The sequence below is a fragment of the Geobacillus thermoleovorans genome, assembly GCF_001610955.1.
GTDB classification, from domain to species: Bacteria; Bacillota; Bacilli; order Bacillales; family Anoxybacillaceae; genus Geobacillus; species Geobacillus thermoleovorans.
Map to the genome: position 1 here is coordinate 1,251,291 of NZ_CP014335.1, position 17,271 is coordinate 1,268,561.

19 protein-coding genes are annotated in these 17,271 nt (G+C 53.7%); 15 read left to right on the plus strand and 4 right to left on the minus strand.

What is annotated here, in order from left to right; all coding sequences use genetic code 11:
* Window positions 1-31: 31 nt before the first annotated feature.
* The 5 genes from tkt (at window position 32) to GT3570_RS06335 (ending at window position 6,762) form a co-directional block, all read left to right on the plus strand.
* Window positions 32-2,038 carry a transketolase gene (gene tkt, locus GT3570_RS06315; RefSeq protein WP_015374472.1) on the plus strand — a complete coding sequence of 669 codons (2,007 nt, stop codon included), beginning with the start codon at window positions 32-34 and terminating at the stop codon, window positions 2,036-2,038.
* 252 nt (window positions 2,039-2,290) lie between these two features.
* Window positions 2,291-2,728, plus strand: a complete 438-nt coding sequence (gene sirA, locus GT3570_RS06320) for a sporulation inhibitor of replication protein SirA (RefSeq protein ID WP_011230832.1) — start codon at window positions 2,291-2,293, stop codon at window positions 2,726-2,728.
* Between the two features lie 89 nt (window positions 2,729-2,817).
* Window positions 2,818-3,030 carry a YneF family protein gene (locus tag GT3570_RS06325; protein WP_011230833.1) on the plus strand — a complete coding sequence of 71 codons (213 nt, stop codon included), beginning with the start codon at window positions 2,818-2,820 and terminating at the stop codon, window positions 3,028-3,030.
* A gap of 124 nt (window positions 3,031-3,154) precedes the next feature.
* Window positions 3,155-4,894, plus strand: a complete 1,740-nt coding sequence (locus GT3570_RS06330; protein ID WP_011230834.1) for an ABC transporter transmembrane domain-containing protein — start codon at window positions 3,155-3,157, stop codon at window positions 4,892-4,894.
* 89 nt (window positions 4,895-4,983) lie between these two features.
* A complete protein-coding gene (locus GT3570_RS06335) occupies window positions 4,984-6,762 on the plus strand; it encodes an ABC transporter ATP-binding protein (RefSeq protein ID WP_023634181.1) in 1,779 nt (592 codons plus the stop codon).
* Window positions 6,763-6,819: 57 nt separating this feature from the next.
* Here the strand turns inward: GT3570_RS06335 and GT3570_RS06340 are convergent, their stop codons facing one another.
* Window positions 6,820-6,999 carry an aspartyl-phosphate phosphatase Spo0E family protein gene (locus tag GT3570_RS06340; protein ID WP_011230836.1) on the minus strand — a complete coding sequence of 60 codons (180 nt, stop codon included), beginning with the start codon at window positions 6,997-6,999 and terminating at the stop codon, window positions 6,820-6,822.
* Between the two features lie 168 nt (window positions 7,000-7,167).
* Here GT3570_RS06340 and GT3570_RS06345 point away from each other — a divergent pair, with 168 nt between their 5' ends.
* The 3 genes from GT3570_RS06345 to GT3570_RS06355 all read left to right on the plus strand — a co-directional run bounded on the left by GT3570_RS06345 (window position 7,168) and on the right by GT3570_RS06355 (window position 8,981).
* Window positions 7,168-7,875 (plus strand): cytochrome c biogenesis protein CcdA, encoded by a 708-nt coding sequence (locus GT3570_RS06345; RefSeq protein ID WP_011230838.1) that lies wholly within the window; start codon window positions 7,168-7,170, stop codon window positions 7,873-7,875.
* Between the two features lie 68 nt (window positions 7,876-7,943).
* A complete protein-coding gene (locus tag GT3570_RS06350) occupies window positions 7,944-8,300 on the plus strand; it encodes a response regulator (protein ID WP_011230839.1) in 357 nt (118 codons plus the stop codon).
* Between the two features lie 201 nt (window positions 8,301-8,501).
* Window positions 8,502-8,981: a CcdC family protein gene (locus GT3570_RS06355; protein WP_020278238.1), complete on the plus strand. Its 480-nt coding sequence runs from the start codon at window positions 8,502-8,504 to the stop codon at window positions 8,979-8,981.
* A gap of 189 nt (window positions 8,982-9,170) precedes the next feature.
* On the opposite strand, the gene GT3570_RS06360 is transcribed toward GT3570_RS06355, so the two are convergent.
* Window positions 9,171-9,605 carry a DUF2621 domain-containing protein gene (locus tag GT3570_RS06360; protein WP_011230841.1) on the minus strand — a complete coding sequence of 145 codons (435 nt, stop codon included), beginning with the start codon at window positions 9,603-9,605 and terminating at the stop codon, window positions 9,171-9,173.
* 271 nt (window positions 9,606-9,876) lie between these two features.
* Between GT3570_RS06360 and GT3570_RS06365 the strand changes: the two genes are divergently transcribed.
* The 6 genes from GT3570_RS06365 to GT3570_RS06390 all read left to right on the plus strand — a co-directional run bounded on the left by GT3570_RS06365 (window position 9,877) and on the right by GT3570_RS06390 (window position 16,290).
* The gene (locus tag GT3570_RS06365) at window positions 9,877-10,551 is read left to right on the plus strand and encodes a cell wall hydrolase (RefSeq protein ID WP_031212903.1); all 675 of its coding nucleotides are present in this window, start codon (window positions 9,877-9,879) and stop codon (window positions 10,549-10,551) included.
* 125 nt (window positions 10,552-10,676) lie between these two features.
* The gene (locus GT3570_RS06370; RefSeq protein ID WP_062898542.1) at window positions 10,677-13,355 is read left to right on the plus strand and encodes a sigma-54-dependent transcriptional regulator; all 2,679 of its coding nucleotides are present in this window, start codon (window positions 10,677-10,679) and stop codon (window positions 13,353-13,355) included.
* Between the two features lie 166 nt (window positions 13,356-13,521).
* Window positions 13,522-13,824: a PTS sugar transporter subunit IIB gene (locus tag GT3570_RS06375; RefSeq protein WP_013145675.1), complete on the plus strand. Its 303-nt coding sequence runs from the start codon at window positions 13,522-13,524 to the stop codon at window positions 13,822-13,824.
* 17 nt (window positions 13,825-13,841) lie between these two features.
* Complete coding sequence (gene celB, locus GT3570_RS06380) at window positions 13,842-15,197, plus strand: PTS cellobiose transporter subunit IIC (protein ID WP_062898543.1); 1,356 nt, start codon at window positions 13,842-13,844, stop codon at window positions 15,195-15,197.
* Between the two features lie 17 nt (window positions 15,198-15,214).
* Window positions 15,215-15,952 carry a chitin disaccharide deacetylase gene (gene chbG, locus GT3570_RS06385; RefSeq protein WP_062898544.1) on the plus strand — a complete coding sequence of 246 codons (738 nt, stop codon included), beginning with the start codon at window positions 15,215-15,217 and terminating at the stop codon, window positions 15,950-15,952.
* Between the two features lie 11 nt (window positions 15,953-15,963).
* Entirely contained in the window at window positions 15,964-16,290 is a 327-nt protein-coding gene (locus tag GT3570_RS06390; RefSeq protein WP_062898545.1) for a PTS lactose/cellobiose transporter subunit IIA, read from the plus strand.
* 210 nt (window positions 16,291-16,500) lie between these two features.
* Here the strand turns inward: GT3570_RS06390 and GT3570_RS06395 are convergent, their stop codons facing one another.
* Window positions 16,501-16,647, minus strand: coding sequence for a small acid-soluble spore protein P (locus tag GT3570_RS06395; protein ID WP_011230843.1), 147 nt, complete (start codon window positions 16,645-16,647; stop codon window positions 16,501-16,503).
* Window positions 16,648-16,772: 125 nt separating this feature from the next.
* On the opposite strand from GT3570_RS06395, the gene GT3570_RS06400 reads away from it, so the two are divergent.
* Complete coding sequence (locus tag GT3570_RS06400) at window positions 16,773-17,033, plus strand: hypothetical protein (RefSeq protein ID WP_011230844.1); 261 nt, start codon at window positions 16,773-16,775, stop codon at window positions 17,031-17,033.
* Between the two features lie 70 nt (window positions 17,034-17,103).
* On the opposite strand, the gene sspO is transcribed toward GT3570_RS06400, so the two are convergent.
* Complete coding sequence (sspO, locus tag GT3570_RS06405) at window positions 17,104-17,253, minus strand: small acid-soluble spore protein SspO (RefSeq protein ID WP_008879509.1); 150 nt, start codon at window positions 17,251-17,253, stop codon at window positions 17,104-17,106.
* Window positions 17,254-17,271 lie beyond the last annotated feature (18 nt).

Here is a 17,271-nt window from a genome sequence, read left to right on the forward strand (position 1 = left end):
TGACACCATGTTGATGAAAGGGAGGAAGACGATGGCGCATTCAATCGAGGAGTTGGCGATTACGACGATTCGAACGCTGTCGATTGACGCGATCGAAAAAGCGAAATCCGGGCACCCGGGCATGCCGATGGGCGCGGCGCCGATGGCGTACACGCTTTGGACGAAATTTATGAATCATAACCCGGCGAATCCAAACTGGTTCAACCGCGACCGGTTTGTCTTGTCAGCCGGGCACGGGTCGATGTTATTGTACAGCTTGCTTCATTTAAGCGGCTACGACGTATCGATGGATGATTTGAAACAATTCCGTCAATGGGGAAGCAAAACGCCGGGCCATCCGGAATACGGCCATACGCCGGGCGTGGAAGCGACGACGGGACCGCTTGGCCAAGGGATCGCGATGGCGGTCGGCATGGCGATGGCGGAGCGGCATTTGGCCGCTACATACAACCGCGACGGGTTTGAGATTATCAATCATTATACGTACGCCATTTGCGGCGATGGCGATTTGATGGAAGGAGTGGCGAGCGAAGCGGCGTCACTCGCCGGCCACTTGAAGCTCGGCCGTCTGATCGTCCTGTATGACTCGAACGACATTTCGCTGGACGGGGAGCTCAACCTGTCGTTCTCGGAAAACGTCGCCCAACGTTTCCAAGCGTACGGTTGGCAATATTTGCGCGTTGAGGACGGCAACAATATTGAAGAAATCGCCAAAGCGCTCGAGGAGGCGCGGGCGGACCTCAGCCGGCCGACGCTCATTGAAGTCAAAACGACGATTGGCTACGGCGCGCCAAATAAAGCGGGCACGTCCGGCGTCCACGGCGCTCCGCTCGGCGCCCAAGAGGCGAAGCTGACGAAAGAGGCGTATCGTTGGACATTTGCGGAAGATTTTTACGTGCCAGAAGAAGTGTACGCCCACTTCCGTGCGACGGTGCAAGAGCCGGGAGCGAAAAAAGAGGCGGAATGGAATGAGCAGCTCGCCGCCTATGAACAGGCCCATCCGGAACTGGCCGCCCAATTGAAGCGAGCGATCGAAGGCAAACTGCCAGATGGATGGGAAGCTTCTTTGCCGGTATACGAAGCAGGCAAAAGCCTGGCGACCCGCTCATCGTCCGGGGACGTGATCAACGCCATCGCCAAAGCGGTGCCGCAATTGTTTGGCGGTTCGGCGGACTTGGCAAGCTCGAATAAAACGCTCATCAAAGGCGGCGGCAACTTCTTGCCGGACAGCTACGAAGGGCGCAACATTTGGTTTGGCGTGCGCGAGTTTGCCATGGGGGCGGCGCTGAACGGCATGGCGCTTCACGGCGGGTTGAAAGTGTTCGGAGGCACGTTCTTCGTGTTCTCTGACTATTTGCGTCCGGCGATCCGCTTGGCGGCGCTGATGGGCTTGCCGGTCATCTACGTCTTGACGCACGACAGCATCGCCGTCGGCGAAGACGGGCCGACGCACGAGCCGATCGAACATCTCGCTTCGCTTCGGGCGATGCCGAACTTGTCGGTCATCCGTCCGGCTGACGCAAACGAAACGGCGGCAGCATGGCGGCTGGCGCTCGAATCGACGGACAAGCCGACTGCGCTCGTCTTGACGCGTCAAGATGTGCCGACGTTGGCGGCAACAGCTGAGTTGGCGTATGAAGGCGTGAAAAAAGGTGCGTACGTCGTTTCACCGGCGAAAAACGGCGCTCCGGAGGCGCTGTTGTTGGCGACTGGCTCGGAAGTCGGTCTGGCCGTCAAAGCGCAAGAAGCGCTCGCCGCTGAGGGCATCCATGTCTCCGTCATCAGCATGCCATCGTGGGACCGCTTCGAAGCGCAGCCAAAATCGTACCGCGATGAAGTGCTTCCGCCGGCCGTGACGAAGCGGCTCGCCATTGAAATGGGCGCGTCGCTCGGTTGGGAGCGCTACGTCGGCGCCGAGGGCGACATTTTGGCCATCGACCGATTCGGTGCTTCCGCTCCGGGAGAGAAAATCATGGCCGAGTATGGCTTTACGGTTGACAACGTCGTCCGCCGCACAAAAGCGCTGCTCGGCAAGTAACCGGGAAAGCTGCCCTTGCGTTGTTGCAGGGGCAGCTTGTTTTTGTGAAAGATGGCTGCGCCTTGGTCAAGTATTTTCGGGGTTGAATCGAGGGCAAAGGCTTGTTCATGACGTGTTGGCCTGTTTGCGGCCGCATGGCCACCGCAAACAAAAATCGACAATGTTAGTGAAAAAACTTGCCGTTAATAGACATATTTTTCCCCTTTCCTTTTCTATAATAGAAAATAGATGAACAGAAATGGGGGATGGGGCATGGTCCGCTATTGGATTTATTTGTTGAATGACGATGTGGCGTCGCATTACCGCCATCGGGCAGAAAAAATTGTCGAACTGCTTCGTGAGCATCAATACGCGAAAGCGCCGCTGAAGGCGATTTGCCGCAAGCAAGTCGAATTTATCACCGAACGGCTGTCATTTTCGCGCCTGGAACTTGGCTTAAAGCAATATTTTGCCGGCCGCGTCGGCAAAAATTTGGAGCGCAATATGTTTGTTTTGCAAAACGACGCCGGCGAGGAAGCGTTGCTTGTCGTGCAAAAGCGCCGCTTGCTTCTTGTCGCTGACAGCGCGCCGCTTGCCGCGGACATCGGGCGGGCGCTCGCTCGGCTTTCGCCGACGTTTTTGGCGGTCGACGCCGATTTTGTCGATTACTACTGGCTGTCTGCGCCTCGGCAAGGAAGAAAATTTGCGTAATGAAAAGATTTTTGTCGCGAAATATTGTCTAATGACGCATCGTTTAGTACACTGTTAGGGAGACAACAAGAAGGAGGAAAATCGCTGTTATGTGGGGTACGATTCTCGTTGGCGTGCTGGCGCTCATCGCCGGGGTGGCGATCGGATTTTTCGTCGCCCGCAAAACGATGATCAATTATTTGAAGAAAAACCCGCCGATCAATGAACAAATGATTCGCATGATGATGATGCAAATGGGCATGACTCCGTCGCAGAAGAAAATCAATCAGATGATGAAAATGATGAACAATCAACTGAAATAAGCGAAACGGACACTCGATCGAGAGTGTCTTTTTATTTTGCCAAAATGTTCTTTCAAAATTTTTCTAGTTTTGTTACAATAATATGGCGATTGTTCGTCAGCCAAATGAAAGGAGGGCGGGCCTTATGCGCGTGTTTCGCGATTTGTTTTGGTTTTTCCGTCAAGAAAAGAAGGCGTATATCACCGGCATTTTCGTGCTTGTCATCGTGGCGTTTTTGGAGACAGTCCCGCCGAAAGTGATCGGCTTGTTGGTCGATCATGTGAAAAACGGCACGATGACAAAAGAAGTGCTCATCCGCTGGATCGCCGTCCTCGCCGCCGTTGCGGCGGCGCTTTACGGGCTCCGCTACGCTTGGCGCATTTTCATTTTCGGTTCGGCGGTCAAGCTTGCCCGCCAGCTGCGCAACGAGCTGTATCAGCATTTTACGAACATGTCGCCGTCGTTTTACCAGCGGAAGCGGATCGGCGATTTAATGGCCCATGCGACCAACGATTTGCAAGCGATTCAGCAGACGGCCGGAAGCGGCATTTTGACGCTTGTTGACTCGGTGACGCTTGGCGGGTTTGTGTTGGCAACGATGGCGTTTTCGATCAGCTGGAAGCTGACGCTCATCAGCCTATTGCCGATGCCCGTGATGGCGGCGGCGACGAGCCGCTATGGGACGATGCTCCATCGTCGGTTTTTAACGGCGCAAGCGGCGTTTTCGTCGCTGAACGACAAGGTGCAGGAAAGCGTCAACGGCATCCGCGTCATCAAGGCGTTCGGCTATGAGGAACACGATGTCGAGGCGTTTCGCCGTCAATCGGAAGACGTCGTGGCGAAAAACGTTGCCGTCGCCAAAATTGACGCCTTGTTTGATCCGACGATCGGGCTGCTTGTTGGGCTGTCATTTTTTCTCGCTGTGGCGTTTGGCAGCCAAATGGTTTTGGCGGGCGAATTGACGATCGGCGAGCTTGTGTCGTTTACGACCTACCTTGGCCTGCTTATTTGGCCGATGTTGGCGTTCGGCTGGCTGTTTAACATTGTTGAGCGAGGGCGTGCTTCGTACGACCGGGTGCGGGCGCTGTTGGCTGAACAAGATGAAATCAACGAACGTCCGGATGCCCTTCACATCGCTCCGCAAGGCGACATTGAGTATGATGTTCGTCAATTTGCCTATCCGGGCGAGGCGAAGCCGGCGCTTCGGGGCATTCGTTTTCAGCTCAAGCGTGGGGCGACGCTTGGCGTCGTCGGCAAAACGGGGGCGGGAAAAACGACGTTGCTTCGCCTGCTGCTGCGCGAGTTTGACGGCTATGACGGCGAGATTCGCTTCGGCGGCCGCGACATCCGCGATTATACGCTTTTCGCGCTCCGTTCGGCGATCGGCTACGTGCCGCAAGACCATTTCTTGTTTTCTGCCTCCATCCGCGACAACATCGCCTTTGCCAAGCCGGAAGCCGGAGAGGACGAGGTCGTACGGGCGGCGCGGCTGGCCGACATTCATGATGACATTTTGCAGTTTCCCGACGGGTATGAGACGGTCATCGGAGAGCGCGGCGTTTCCCTATCCGGTGGGCAAAAACAGCGGCTGTCAATCGCCCGGGCGCTTCTCATTGACCCGGAAGTGCTCATTTTTGATGACGCGTTGTCGGCCGTGGATGCGAAGACCGAGGCGCGGATTTTAGCGGCGCTCAAACAGGAGCGGCGCGGAAAAACGACGATCATCGCCGCTCACCGTTTAAGCGCGGTTGAGCATGCCGATTGGATTCTCGTCCTTGACGGGGGGCGAATTGTGCAGGCCGGAACGCACGAGCAGCTGATGGCAGAAGGCGGCTGGTATCGTGACATGCACCGACGCCAGCAGCTTGAGGCGCTTGCGGAGTAACAACAGGTCTGAACGTTCGAGCTCTCGCCAAAAACGAGCGGAGCGAAAAACCTGAAAATACAAGTTGTTTGTAAGATAGGGGGAAGTGGATGAACGACCGATGGTTGACAACAAAAGAGCAGCGGCGCGTCTTATGGCGGCTGCTCGCTTATATGGGAAGATACAAAAAAGAAACTGCGCTTGCGTTTGCGCTTCTTCTGTTGGCAACGGCCGGGGAGCTTTCCGGCCCGTATTTGGTGAAAGTGTTCATTGATGACTATTTGGTGCCGGGCCGCCTCGCTTTTGGACCGGTGGCGGCGCTGGCGGCCGCCTATCTCGGCGTGCTCGTCTTGAAAACGATCATTTCCTACTTCCAGCTTGTCGAGTTTCAGCGGCTCGCTTTGTACGTCATTCAAGCGCTGCGGATGGATGTGTTTGCGAAAGTGCACCGGCTCGGGATGAGCTATTTTGACCGGACGCCGGGCGGAAGCATCGTTTCGCGGGTGACGAACGATACAGAAGCGATCAAGGACATGTTCATCAGCGTCCTAGCGGCCTTTGTGCAAAACGGCTTGTTTGTCATCGGCGTGTTTGTCGCCATGTTTTCGCTTGATGCTAAGCTTGCGTTGTTTTGCCTGTTCATCCTCCCGGCGATCGCGTTCATCATGCACACATACCGCCGCTACAGCTCAGTGTTTTATCAAGAGATGCGCGAACGGCTGAGCGAACTGAACGCCAAATTGAACGAATCGCTGCAAGGAATGGCCGTCATTCAAGCGTTCCGCCAGCAGCGCCGTTTATATCAAGAGTTTGCCGCCGTCAATGAAGCGCATTACAAGGCGGGGATGAAAAACATCCACCTTGATGGACTGCTGCTTCGACCGGCGATCGATGTGGTGTATATGTTGTCGATCATGGTTGTGCTCAGCTTTTTTGGCATCACGGCGCTTGATGGCCCAGTTGAGATCGGCGTGCTGTATGCGTTTGTCAACTATTTGGAGCGCTTTTTCGAACCGGTGACGCAAATGATGATGCGCCTGTCTCTTTACCAGCAGGCGATCGTTTCCGCCTCTCGCGTGTTTGCCCTTCTTGATCATCAAGAAGAGGCGCCGGCCAATCCAAATTGGTCGCCGCATGTGATCGAGCGCGGGGAAATCGAATTTCGGGATGTCAGCTTTTCCTACGACGGCAAACGGGATGTGCTGAAACGGCTGTCGTTTGTCATCCGTCCAGGTCAGACGGTCGCGTTTGTCGGCCATACTGGCAGCGGCAAAAGTTCGATCATCAACTTGCTCATGCGCTTTTATGAGTTTGACCGCGGCGATATTTTGCTTGACGGCCGGTCGATCCGCGATTACTCGCGCGCCGAGCTGCGCCGCCGCCTCGGCCTTGTCTTGCAAGATCCGTTTTTGTTTTACGGGACGGTCAAAGAGAACATTCGCATGTATAATCAGGAACTGGACGACGAAGCCATTAAGGAGGCCGCTCGGCTCGTGCAGGCCGATGCGTTTATTGAGCAATTGCCCGGCGGCTACGACCATGTGCTCGCCGAGCGCGGGGCGACGTTATCAAGCGGTCAGCGCCAGCTTCTTTCCTTTGCTCGCACGATCGCTGCTGATCCGAAAATTTTGGTGCTCGATGAGGCGACCGCCCATATTGACACCGAAACAGAGGAAGCGATTCAAGATGCGCTCATGCGCATGCGGAAAGGGCGGACGACGATCGCCATCGCCCACCGTCTATCAACGATTCAAGACGCTGATCAAATTTTCGTCCTCCACCGCGGCGAAATCATCGAGCGCGGTACGCATCAGCAACTGCTGGCGCAAAAAGGGCTTTACTACCAAATGTACTTGCTGCAAAACGGCCTCGTCGACGTCCATGCGTAAATGGCGGCGTTTTGCCGCCCCTGCTTGGAACAAAAAGAAGAAAGCGCCATGTCCCGCCTAGCGGGAGGCGCTTTGCTTTCGCCGCTTGGTTTGTTCGCGTTGATAGGCATTGAGCAACGTGTCAAGTTCTTTGCTGATTTTCATGGCCGCCGCCGAGTTTAACCCCGTTTTGGCCACCGTGTCGACAAGCTCCATCCGCTTTTGTTCAATCAAGGTCAACAATTTGCATTTCGGCACGAATCGACCGTCCTTTGCTTGAAGTATTGTGTATGGTGCTTTATACTATTTTATCAGTGAACGCAAAAATGGAAAATAGAAAAATTGACCAGGAACAATGAGAAACGTGTTACGGGAAGAAGGAATTCTGCTAAAATAAAAAGTAAAAAAGCAGGGGCTGGTTCACCAATGAATGATCTCAATCTATTTTTAGCGTTCGGCGCCGGGTTTTTGTCGTTTATTTCCCCGTGCTGCTTGCCGCTTTATCCGGCGTTTTTATCGTATATCACCGGCGTGTCGGTCAGCGAGTTGAAAGAGGAAAACGCGATGCTGAACCGCCGCAGCTTATGGCATACGCTTTGCTTTTTGCTCGGCTTCTCGCTCATTTTTATCTCGCTTGGCTTTGGCACCTCGCTTCTTGGAAGGCTGTTTGTTGATTATCAAGATGCGATCCGGCAAATCGGCGCGGTCGTGATCGTCGCTCTTGGCCTCGTCGTCGCCGGGCTGTGGAAGCCGGCGTTTTTGCTGAAAGATCGGCGCATTTCGTTTCGTGAACGGCCATCGGGATATGTCGGCTCCGTGCTGATCGGCATGGCGTTTGCCGCCGGTTGGACGCCGTGCATGGGGCCGATTTTGGTGGCGGTTGTCGCTCTAGCCGCCACCAACCCGGGCTCAGGAATGATGTATATGCTTGCTTATACGCTTGGATTTGCCGTTCCGTTTTTCATGTTGTCGTTTTTTATCGGCAAGCTGCAATGGATCCGCCGCCATAGCGCATCCATCATGAAGGCGGGCGGCTATGTCATGGTGGCGATGGGCGTCGTTTTGTACTTTGACTGGATGACAAAGCTGATTGCTTATACGACAAGCTTGTTTGGCGGATTTACTGGTTTTTAGCGGCGATGGAGCCGCCCTTTGTGCGGCTGTTGTTGGAGGAATATCGTTGAGGAGAGGGCGATGGAAAGATGGCTGCCATTTTAATTGCTGACGATGCGAAGTTTATGCGGGTAACGCTGGCGCGCATACTGGAAAAAACGGATCACACCGTAGCCGGTGAGGCGGAAAACGGCAAAGAGGCGGTCGAGCTGTATCGCCGGCTGCGCCCCGATCTTGTCATCATGGACATTACGATGCCGGTCATGAATGGGATTGAAGCGGTGCGGGCGATTAAGGAGATCGATCCCGGGGCGAAAATCATCATCTGCTCGGCGCTCGGGCAGCAGCGTATGGTCGTTGAGGCCATTGAAGCCGGAGCGGCTGACTTCATCGTCAAGCCGTTTGAAGAAACCCGCGTGCTCGAGGCGATTGCCCGTCTTTTGTAAGCGGGCTTTGGCTTCGTACGGCATAGGAAGGCGCCGGCTTATGACCGCTGGAAAACAGCTGACTGCGTTCCTCTTGGCAAGCGAGAGGGATGAAGCGAGCGCGATGTTTGGCGAAGGCGGGGGCGGCTGGAGAGGGCGGTAGGCAAGCGGAGCGGTTTTTGCTATAATAGCGTTGTCCGTGAATTTTGTCGGAAGAAGGTGATGGCTTTGGCGTTCATTACATCGCTCATCGCCGTTGTGATGGCGTTTTTCATCTTTTTTGTGCGCATGAAGGCGTCGGAAAAGCCGACGAATGCCAAAAAAATTATTTTGCCGCCGCTGTTTATGAGCACCGGGGCGCTGATGTTCATCGATCCGGTCTTTCGCGTTACGCGCGGGGAGCTCATCGAAGCGGTCATTCTCGGCCTGTTTTTCTCGCTGTTTCTCATTAAAACGTCAAAATTTGAAATCCGTGGCAGCGATATTTATTTGAAACGCTCAAAATCCTTTATTTGGATTTTGCTCGGGTTGATTGTCATTCGTCTTGGCTTGAAAACGTATTTAGGACGAACGATCGACTACCGCCAGTTAAGCGGCATGTTTTATTTGCTCGCGTTTTCGATGATCGTCCCATGGCGGATTGCGATGTACGTTTCGTATAGAAAGCTGGCGGCGCAGCTGAAACCGCCAGTGCTGACATAAAGAGCTGTCCCGCTGATGGACAGCTCCCTTTTTTGTTGCACCAAGCCGCTTCACTTCGCTTCCCTGGAATTGTCCCGCAGACGGAGCTGAAGTCGTCGGTCCCGGCCTAAAAAGCTGCTTGTTTGGGCCGCTTTTTCCATGCTGAAACAGACGAAAGCCGCCGGTCAGCCTTAGACGAAAGGCGGAACGTCAGCGGCTTTCCAATAAATGTTTATAAGGGGCGAGATCGATGTTCTTCGCCTGCAATGTCCGGATCAAAAACTTATGGTCGCGCTTGGGGGTTGCGATGATATAGCCGCGGATCAGCAAGTCGCGTGTGATGCGCGGCGCCTGTTCCTTGAGCGCAAGCTCGCCGATTTTGCCGGCGATCTTTTGCCGCGCGACGTCGCGGAACAATTCCGGCACAGGGCGAACCAATTCCTCAAGCAGCGCTTTTTCTTCTTCCCCCCATAGATGACGCGTCTGTTCAATGTAATATTCCTGCCAGTCGAGCTCCGATTTCCCATCTTCTTTCGGCAGCCGCTTCAAAAACTTGCGGAACATGAAAAAGCCGCCGATCGACATCATGACAAGCAAAAAGACGACCCAAAGCAAAATAAACCAAAGAAACCATCCGGTCAGCACGATCCCCACCCCAACATGATGATCAACTGTTTTTGCCATAGGCAAGATTCGTCTACTATTATGTCGAAAAGCTTGCTGTTTGGCAAGTTTCAAACAGCGGCTTGTTACGAAGCGTAACGCAACTGTAATGCAACTGTAAAAAAGCTTGTCCCACCTTACAGCGCCAATGGATTGAAAGCCGCCGGCCGCTTTGTATGGAAAAGATATACAGTGACGTTCCCTTCTTTGCCTGCTAATCTAGTAAACAAAGAAAAAAAGCCAAAAGGCAACGATGAGGGGGATGCGCAGAGTGAAAGTGAAAAAGACGATTGCAGCGCTCACGATCATTTGCTGTATGGCGTTAAGCTCTCATGGGCTGTCGGCGGAAGCGGCTGGCTCGTATACATACTATCAAGTGAAAAAAGGGGATACGTTGTCGAAGATCGCCAAACAATATCATACTACGGTTGCTTCGTTAAAGTTGTTAAATCACTTAAAAAGCGATGCCATTTATGCCGGAGAAAGGCTGAAAGTGCCGGCTGCGGCGAAACGATCGGCTTCGGCGCCGGCAAAGAAGAAATCGATCTCATTAAGCGCCGCTGACCGGAAGCTGCTCGCCCAGCTTGTGCAAGCGGAGACCGGTTCGAGCGAGCCGTTTGCCGGCAAGGTGGAAGTGGCGCTTGTGATTTTAAACCGCACAAAGCATCCGGAGTTTCCAAAGACGGTGCGCGGCGTCATTTATCAAAAAACGAAATCCGGCTATGCGTTTGTGCCAGCCAAAACGGGGAAATTGACCCGCATTCAGCCGACCAAGCAGGATTACGAGGCGGTCGACAAGGCGCTAGCCTTATTCCCAAACGATCGCCGCGGCTCGCTTTATTTCTACAATCCGAAAATCACAAAAGACAAATGGATGTTGTCGCGTCCGGTGACGATTCGCATCGGGCACCATGTCTTCACGAGATGAACGGGGTCGAATAAGGCCTCGTTCTTTTGTTTTGTGCATAGCGGCGGGCCGGCGTTGTTTCATCACGATTCGGCAGGAATTTCGACCGGCGGCTGCGAATGTGTGTAACGAGGAGGGGAGCGATCGTGAAAAGAATCGATCTCATCTATAACACGCTGTGTCAGTGGAAGAAGAGCGGAGAGTCGTGGGCGAGCGCAGAGGAGCTAGCTGACGCTCTCGGATTGGATCGAGCTAACGTCAGCCGCGATTTGAATCGGTTGTGGAGGGAAGGAAAAGTGCAAAAACGGCCGGGAAGGCCGGTGCGGTTTGCGGTCGCCGGCAATAGAGCGACAGCGCCGCGGTTGGACCGGCTTGCCGCCGAACAGCCGAGTTTGGCCATGGCCATCGAGCAGGGCAAAGCTGCCCTCTTGTATCCGCCGAAAGGACTGCCGATGCTGATTGTCGGGGAAACTGGGACGGGAAAATCGATGTTTGCCGAGTTGCTCCATGAATTTGCCGTCGCAACTGGCCGTTTTCCGCCGGGGGCGCCGTTTGTGACTTTTAACTGTGCTGACTACGCCAACAACCCGCAACTGTTGCTTGGGCAACTGTTTGGAATCCGGAAAGGAGCGTACACGGGAGCGCATGAACAAAAAGGGCTGCTTGAGAAGGCGGATGGAGGCATTTTATTTTTAGATGAAGTGCACCGCCTGCCGGCGGAAGGTCAGGAGATGCTGTTTACATTCATTGACCGCGGCGTCTACCGCCGGCTAGGGGAAACGGACACGGAACGAAAGGCTGATGTGCTGTTGATTTGCGCAACGACTGAAAACCCGGAATCCAACTTGCTGAAAACGTTTCGTCGCCGCATTCCGATGCATATTTGGCTGCCGCCGCTTGAGAAGCGGACGCTTGAGGAACGATACTGTCTCGTCATGCAATTTTTTCAACAGGAAGCGGTGCGCCTCGGGAAAGACATTCATGTCTCTGCCAATGCGTTGCGCGCCTTTTTGTTTTACCCCTGTCCAAACAACGTCGGACAGCTGAAAGCCGACATTCAGCTCGTTTGCGCCAAGGCGTATGCCGACTATGTCACCGGAAAAAAAGAAAACGTCCGCATCCAGCGCGCTGACTTGTCGTTTGAGGTGCAAAGCGGGCTGCTGCTCGAGAAAAAGCATCCGCAGGCCGCCTCCTTTCCGCTGCCGCACGGTCGGTGCGTGTTTTCAGCGCATGGAGGCGAATGCCGACCAGAACTGGTGAATGATGACCAGCAATCGATTTATGACAATATTGAGCGCAAATACAGTGAGTTGAAAAAGCAGGGCGTCACCGGCGATGAACTGGATTTGCTGCTTGAGATGGACATTGAACGTTATGTTTCGCAGTATATGAAAGGTCTTCATCGCCGCATTCGCGATCGCTGCGATCTGGAGAAAATGATCGCACCTGACGTCCTGTCATTAACCGAGGCGCTAATCGCCTACGCGGAGAACAGACTGGAACGCCGTTTTCCGGAAAAGGTGATGTATGCGCTCGCTTTGCATATTCAAACGGCGCTTAATCGCCTTCGGACCGGGAACGCCGTGACCCACCCACAGCTCAATCAGGTGCGCACCGCTTATAAAAAAGAGTTTGCCGTTGCCTTGGACTGCTTGCAGCTTATGGAAGAACAGATGCGCATTGATTTTCCCATCGATGAAGCGGGGTTTTTGACCATGTTTTTCGCGCACCGTGACGAAGAACAGGAGGAACAGGAAGAGCGGGTGGCGGTGGTTGTCATCATGCATGGCAACGGCGTTGCGTCGGCTATGGCGGATGTCGTCAACAAATTGTTGGCAGCCGCATGCGTGCAAGCGGTCGATATGCCGCTCGATGCGGACCCGAAACAAGTTTACAAGCAAGTAAAAGCGGTCTTGCAGCCGGTTGCATCGACGAAAGGGGCATTGCTGCTTGTTGATATGGGATCGCTCGTGTCTTTTGCCCATTTTTTAGAAAAAGAGCTTGCCATTCCAGTGAAAGTCATTTCTGCAGCGAGTACGCCGCATGTATTGGAAGCCGCCCGCAAAGCGATGCTCGGCTATTCGCTTGTCGACATTTATAACGAAGTGAAAACCGCTGCGCCATATTATATGAGCCAACCGTTTTGGGAAGAGGACGGGGCGGAGCAAGATAGGCTGGCGATTGTTACGGCTTGTTTGACGGGAAAAGGAAGTGCGCTTGCATTAAAGCATATATTGGAAACTTACTTGCAGCTTGATGAACAATTGTGGGAAATTATCCCTATTCATATCGTTGATGAAAAAGAAGCGCAAAATAGGTTGTCAAACATAGCCAAACATGTTCGAATCGTCGCCATCGTCAGCCATTTCCGCCTCGATGAACGGGTTCCGCACTTTGCTTTGGACGAAGTGCTCAGTCTGAAAGCCATGAAAGAAATACAAGCGCTTGTCGATGATGAAGAAATGTATATGCATATGGCCCGAGAACTGGACGGCCATCTTCGCCATCTGTCCTCAGGACGGGCGATTCCGGTGATCCGTGCGGTGCTCGCGTCGATCAGCCAAGAGATTGGGTTTCCGTCGCAGTCCAGCGATATGGCCGGACTTGTCCTTCATTTATGCTGCCTGCTTGATCGGTTGTTGGCCGGTGAACCATCAAGCGATGCTGGGACGGACGGTGGTTGCCGTGAACACGAACCGCTGTATACGATCGTGAAGGAGGGGTTGTTTCCGCTCGAACAGCGGTACGGCGTTCGCATCGGTGAGAATGAATTGTGTCACATTATTCGCTTTTTCCGCTCGCTGCAGCAAAAACGGGACACATAAGGCGTCTGCTTCTTTGTTTTGCGCTGTTTGATTGAAAACGGTTTCAATACACAGTTGCCGCTGACTGACACACAATGAGCCGATCTCGCTTTTCACTTCTTTTTTATTGTTGGCATGGAATTTGCTTGTTAAGATGGCGATCACAAAACAAAGGAGGAGAAAAGCGATGAACATTTTACTCATTTGCGCCGCCGGCATGTCGACGAGTTTGCTCGTGACGAAGATGCAGGAGGCGGCAAAGCAAAAAGGGATCGAGGCGAACATTTGGGCTGTGTCAGCTGATGAAGCGAAAAGTCATCTCGACCAGGCGGATGTTGTGCTGATTGGCCCACAAATCCGCTATAAGCTCGCCGCCTTCAAAAAAGAGGGTGAGGCGCGCGGCATTCCGGTTGATGTCATCAATCCAGCTGACTACGGGCGTGTCAACGGCTCTGGGGTGCTGGACTTTGCGCTGCGGTTAAAAAAATAAACAGGGGGTAGGGGCGGATGGATCGGTTTATTCGTGTGTTGGAAGAGCGTGTGATGCCTATCGCCGGCAGGATTGCCGAACAGCGCCATTTGCAAGCCATTCGTGATGGAATCATTTTGTCGATGCCGCTCTTGATTATCGGGTCTTTATTTTTAATCATTGGTTTTTTGCCGATCCCCGGCTATAACGAATGGATGGCGAAATGGTTTGGCGAACATTGGCTCGATAAGCTGTTGTATCCGGTCGGGGCGACATTCGACATTATGGCGCTTGTCGTCAGCTTCGGCGTCGCTTACCGGTTGGCGGAAAAGTACAAAGTTGATGCGCTTTCGGCCGGGGCGATTTCACTTGCCGCTTTTTTGCTCGCAACTCCGTATAAAGTGCCGTTCACGCCGGAAGGAGCGAAAGAAGCCATTATGGTCAGCGGCGGCATTCCGGTGCAATGGGTCGGCAGCAAAGGTTTGTTTGTCGCCATGATTTTGGCGATCGTATCGACGGAAATTTACCGAAAAATCATCCAAAAAAATATTGTCATTCGACTTCCGGATGGGGTGCCGCCTGCAGTGGCCCGCTCTTTTGTTGCTTTGATTCCGGGGGCCGCTGTTCTCGTCGTTGTCTGGGTGGCCCGCCTTATTTTGGAAATGACACCGTTTGAAAGTTTCCATAATATTGTATCTGTGCTTCTAAACAAACCGCTCAGTGTGCTCGGCGGCAGTTTATTTGGCGCCATTGTCGCTGTACTGCTTGTGCAGCTGCTATGGTCGACCGGTTTGCACGGGGCGGCGATCGTAGGAGGAGTAATGGGGCCGATTTGGTTGTCGCTGATGGACGAAAACCGGATGGTGTTCCAGCAAAATCCGAATGCCGAACTGCCCAACGTCATTACGCAGCAGTTTTTTGATCTTTGGATTTACATCGGCGGTTCAGGAGCGACATTGGCGTTGGCGTTGACCATGATGCTTCGGGCGCGCAGCCGGCAGCTGAAAAGCTTAGGGCGGCTCGCGATCGCACCTGGCATTTTCAATATTAATGAGCCGATCACGTTCGGTATGCCGATCGTCATGAATCCATTGCTTATCATTCCATTCATTCTCGTGCCTGTCGTGCTTGTTGTTGTCTCCTACGCGGCGATGGCGACTGGGCTTGTCGCCAAACCAAGCGGGGTGGCCGTGCCATGGACGACACCGATCGTGATCAGTGGCTATTTAGCGACGGGGGGCAAAATTTCCGGGAGCATTTTGCAAATCGTCAACTTCTTCATCGCGTTTGCCATCTACTATCCATTTTTCTCGATTTGGGACAAACAAAAAGCGGCCGAAGAGCAGACCGATCCAACGATCTCAAGCGGAGCGGGAACAACGCAATCGCTGTAAATAAGGAGAGGAACGAAATGCCGCGCTATTGCATAGTCAACGCCGATGATTTCGGTTACTCGAAAGGGGTCAACTACGGAATTTTGGAAGCGTTTCAACACGGTGTCGTCACGTCGGCGACGCTGATGGCCAACATGCCAGCGGCAGAACACGCCGCCCGATTGGCGAAGGAACATCCGGAACTCGGCGTCGGCATTCATTTTGTGCTGACGTGCGGCCGGCCGCTGGCCGATGTTCCGTCGCTTGTGAACGAGAACGGGGAGTTTCCTAGGCGTGGAGAGGCGCTTGCTGGCGCTAGGCGCAGCGATATCGAGCGGGAGCTTGCTGCCCAACTCGAGCGGTTTTTCTCGCTTGGGCTCTCTCCAACGCATATCGACAGCCATCATCACGTCCATGAGCACCCGAATGTGTTTCCGGTTGTGGAACAATTGGCTGAACGCTATCGGCTGCCGATCCGTCCGGTGCGGACGACACGGCCGCACCGGCTGGCAACCGTCGATGTCTTTTTTCCCGACTTTTACGGGGATGGATTGACAAAGGACCATTTTTTGACGCTCATCGACCGGATTGGCGACGGGCAGACGGCAGAAGTGATGTGCCATCCGGCCTATATGGACGCCCCTCTTGCTGCGGGAAGCTCTTATTGCCGGCAACGGATCGAGGAGTTGGCTGTACTGACCGATCCAGCGCTCTCTAAGGAGATCGCAGAGCGTGGTGTCCAGTTAATTACGTACCGTGAATTCTATCAACTATAGGAGATGGCGTTATGCAAACGTATGAACAAACTGTATTCCAACTGATTCTTCATGGCGGAAACGGCCGCAGTTATGCAATGGAGGCGATTACGGCGGCGAAAAAAGGGGAATTTGCCGAGGCGCGCAGGCTGCTTGAACAGGCGGGAGCAGAACTGCAGGCGGCCCATGGGCTGCAGACCGCGTTGCTGCAACAAGAAGCGAGCGGCGGGCAGCCGGTGGTGACGCTTCTGATGGTGCATGCCCAAGATCATTTAATGACGGCGATCACGGTCAAGGATTTAGCCGCTGAATTCGTGGAGCTGTATGAAGCGCTCAAGCGGCAAACAACCGAATCATAATTGTCGTCGGCCGGCTTGTTGACCGGGTGAGGATGATTCGCTTCAACGGGAATGAACCCAAGGCGGGCGGCAACGGGCTGTTCTAGCGACCGCCCGCTTTGTTGATTTTACAATAATTTTATTATGTGAACATAAGGGCGCCAGCCGTTCAGCCCTCCCGGCTGCCGCCGGTCTCGGCTGAACGGAGAAGGAAAACTCCGCTTGTTTGCGTCACATATCGTGGCTTGTGTTGTGCTTTTGCCGCGTGTGATTGCGGTTCTTCACTTTTTTCGAACCGTCAAGCGGCTCCGGCTGCCCAGGATTGTCGCCTTTTGGGGCGTTTTTGCGCATATCTTTGCCGTCGTTTTTGTTCGTCATTTGTTGTCCCTCCTTTGTCCGTTAGCATGCGGCGTTGTGCTTTCGCTTATTCGGCGCATAATTTGCGCCCGGTTTGAAACGATAAGTAGTGAACGACCGCGATGACTGCGAAGGAGGGACGAGCCATGGTTTACCATAAAACGAAGCAAGAGGCGTTTCAAGCAGCGCAAAAGGCGACGATGGAAGCGAAAGAATGGCACGATCACTTGGTGCGTGATCAAGCCGACTACGGCCACCAGCTGGCCCATCTTCGGCAAGAAGTAAACGAGGCGTTCGCCCAAATTGAAAACGCGCTCGAAGTTGCCTCGGAAACGCAGCGCGTGCAGCTCGAAAAATTCCGCAGCGATTTGCAGGCGATCGTTGACGAAGTCAATGAAAACGAGTAAGGGAATGCCGGCGGCGGACATTCCCTTTTTTCATGCTATGGCAGTCCGGGATGGCGGAATGGCCGCCACGCTATTGGTTCTTTTTTCGTTTTTTGTTGTTTTGGCGCTGTGCTTCTGTCAGTGGTTCATTGGAAAACTCTTCGTTGTAGCCGGCCCCCATTCCTTGCGCTTTGGCGGCGTTCATGCCAGGGATCACGTGGTTTGCTTTTCGCTTTGCCATTCGTTTCACCTCCGCTTC

Coding starts and splice junctions, on each gene's coding strand:
- GT3570_RS06345 (WP_011230838.1), top strand. CDS start 7,168: ATGAATGATCTCAATCTATTTTTAGCGTTCGGCGCCGGGTTTTTGTCG.
- GT3570_RS06330 (WP_011230834.1), top strand. CDS start 3,155: ATGCGCGTGTTTCGCGATTTGTTTTGGTTTTTCCGTCAAGAAAAGAAG.
- chbG (WP_062898544.1), top strand. CDS start 15,215: ATGCCGCGCTATTGCATAGTCAACGCCGATGATTTCGGTTACTCGAAA.
- celB (WP_062898543.1), top strand. CDS start 13,842: ATGGATCGGTTTATTCGTGTGTTGGAAGAGCGTGTGATGCCTATCGCC.
- GT3570_RS06335 (WP_023634181.1), top strand. CDS start 4,984: ATGAACGACCGATGGTTGACAACAAAAGAGCAGCGGCGCGTCTTATGG.
- sspO (WP_008879509.1), bottom strand. CDS start 17,253: ATGGCAAAGCGAAAAGCAAACCACGTGATCCCTGGCATGAACGCCGCC.
- GT3570_RS06355 (WP_020278238.1), top strand. CDS start 8,502: ATGGCTTTGGCGTTCATTACATCGCTCATCGCCGTTGTGATGGCGTTT.
- sirA (WP_011230832.1), top strand. CDS start 2,291: ATGGTCCGCTATTGGATTTATTTGTTGAATGACGATGTGGCGTCGCAT.
- tkt (WP_015374472.1), top strand. CDS start 32: ATGGCGCATTCAATCGAGGAGTTGGCGATTACGACGATTCGAACGCTG.
- GT3570_RS06325 (WP_011230833.1), top strand. CDS start 2,818: ATGTGGGGTACGATTCTCGTTGGCGTGCTGGCGCTCATCGCCGGGGTG.
- GT3570_RS06350 (WP_011230839.1), top strand. CDS start 7,944: ATGGCTGCCATTTTAATTGCTGACGATGCGAAGTTTATGCGGGTAACG.
- GT3570_RS06400 (WP_011230844.1), top strand. CDS start 16,773: ATGGTTTACCATAAAACGAAGCAAGAGGCGTTTCAAGCAGCGCAAAAG.
- GT3570_RS06395 (WP_011230843.1), bottom strand. CDS start 16,647: ATGACGAACAAAAACGACGGCAAAGATATGCGCAAAAACGCCCCAAAA.
- GT3570_RS06390 (WP_062898545.1), top strand. CDS start 15,964: ATGCAAACGTATGAACAAACTGTATTCCAACTGATTCTTCATGGCGGA.
- GT3570_RS06365 (WP_031212903.1), top strand. CDS start 9,877: ATGAGGGGGATGCGCAGAGTGAAAGTGAAAAAGACGATTGCAGCGCTC.
- GT3570_RS06375 (WP_013145675.1), top strand. CDS start 13,522: ATGAACATTTTACTCATTTGCGCCGCCGGCATGTCGACGAGTTTGCTC.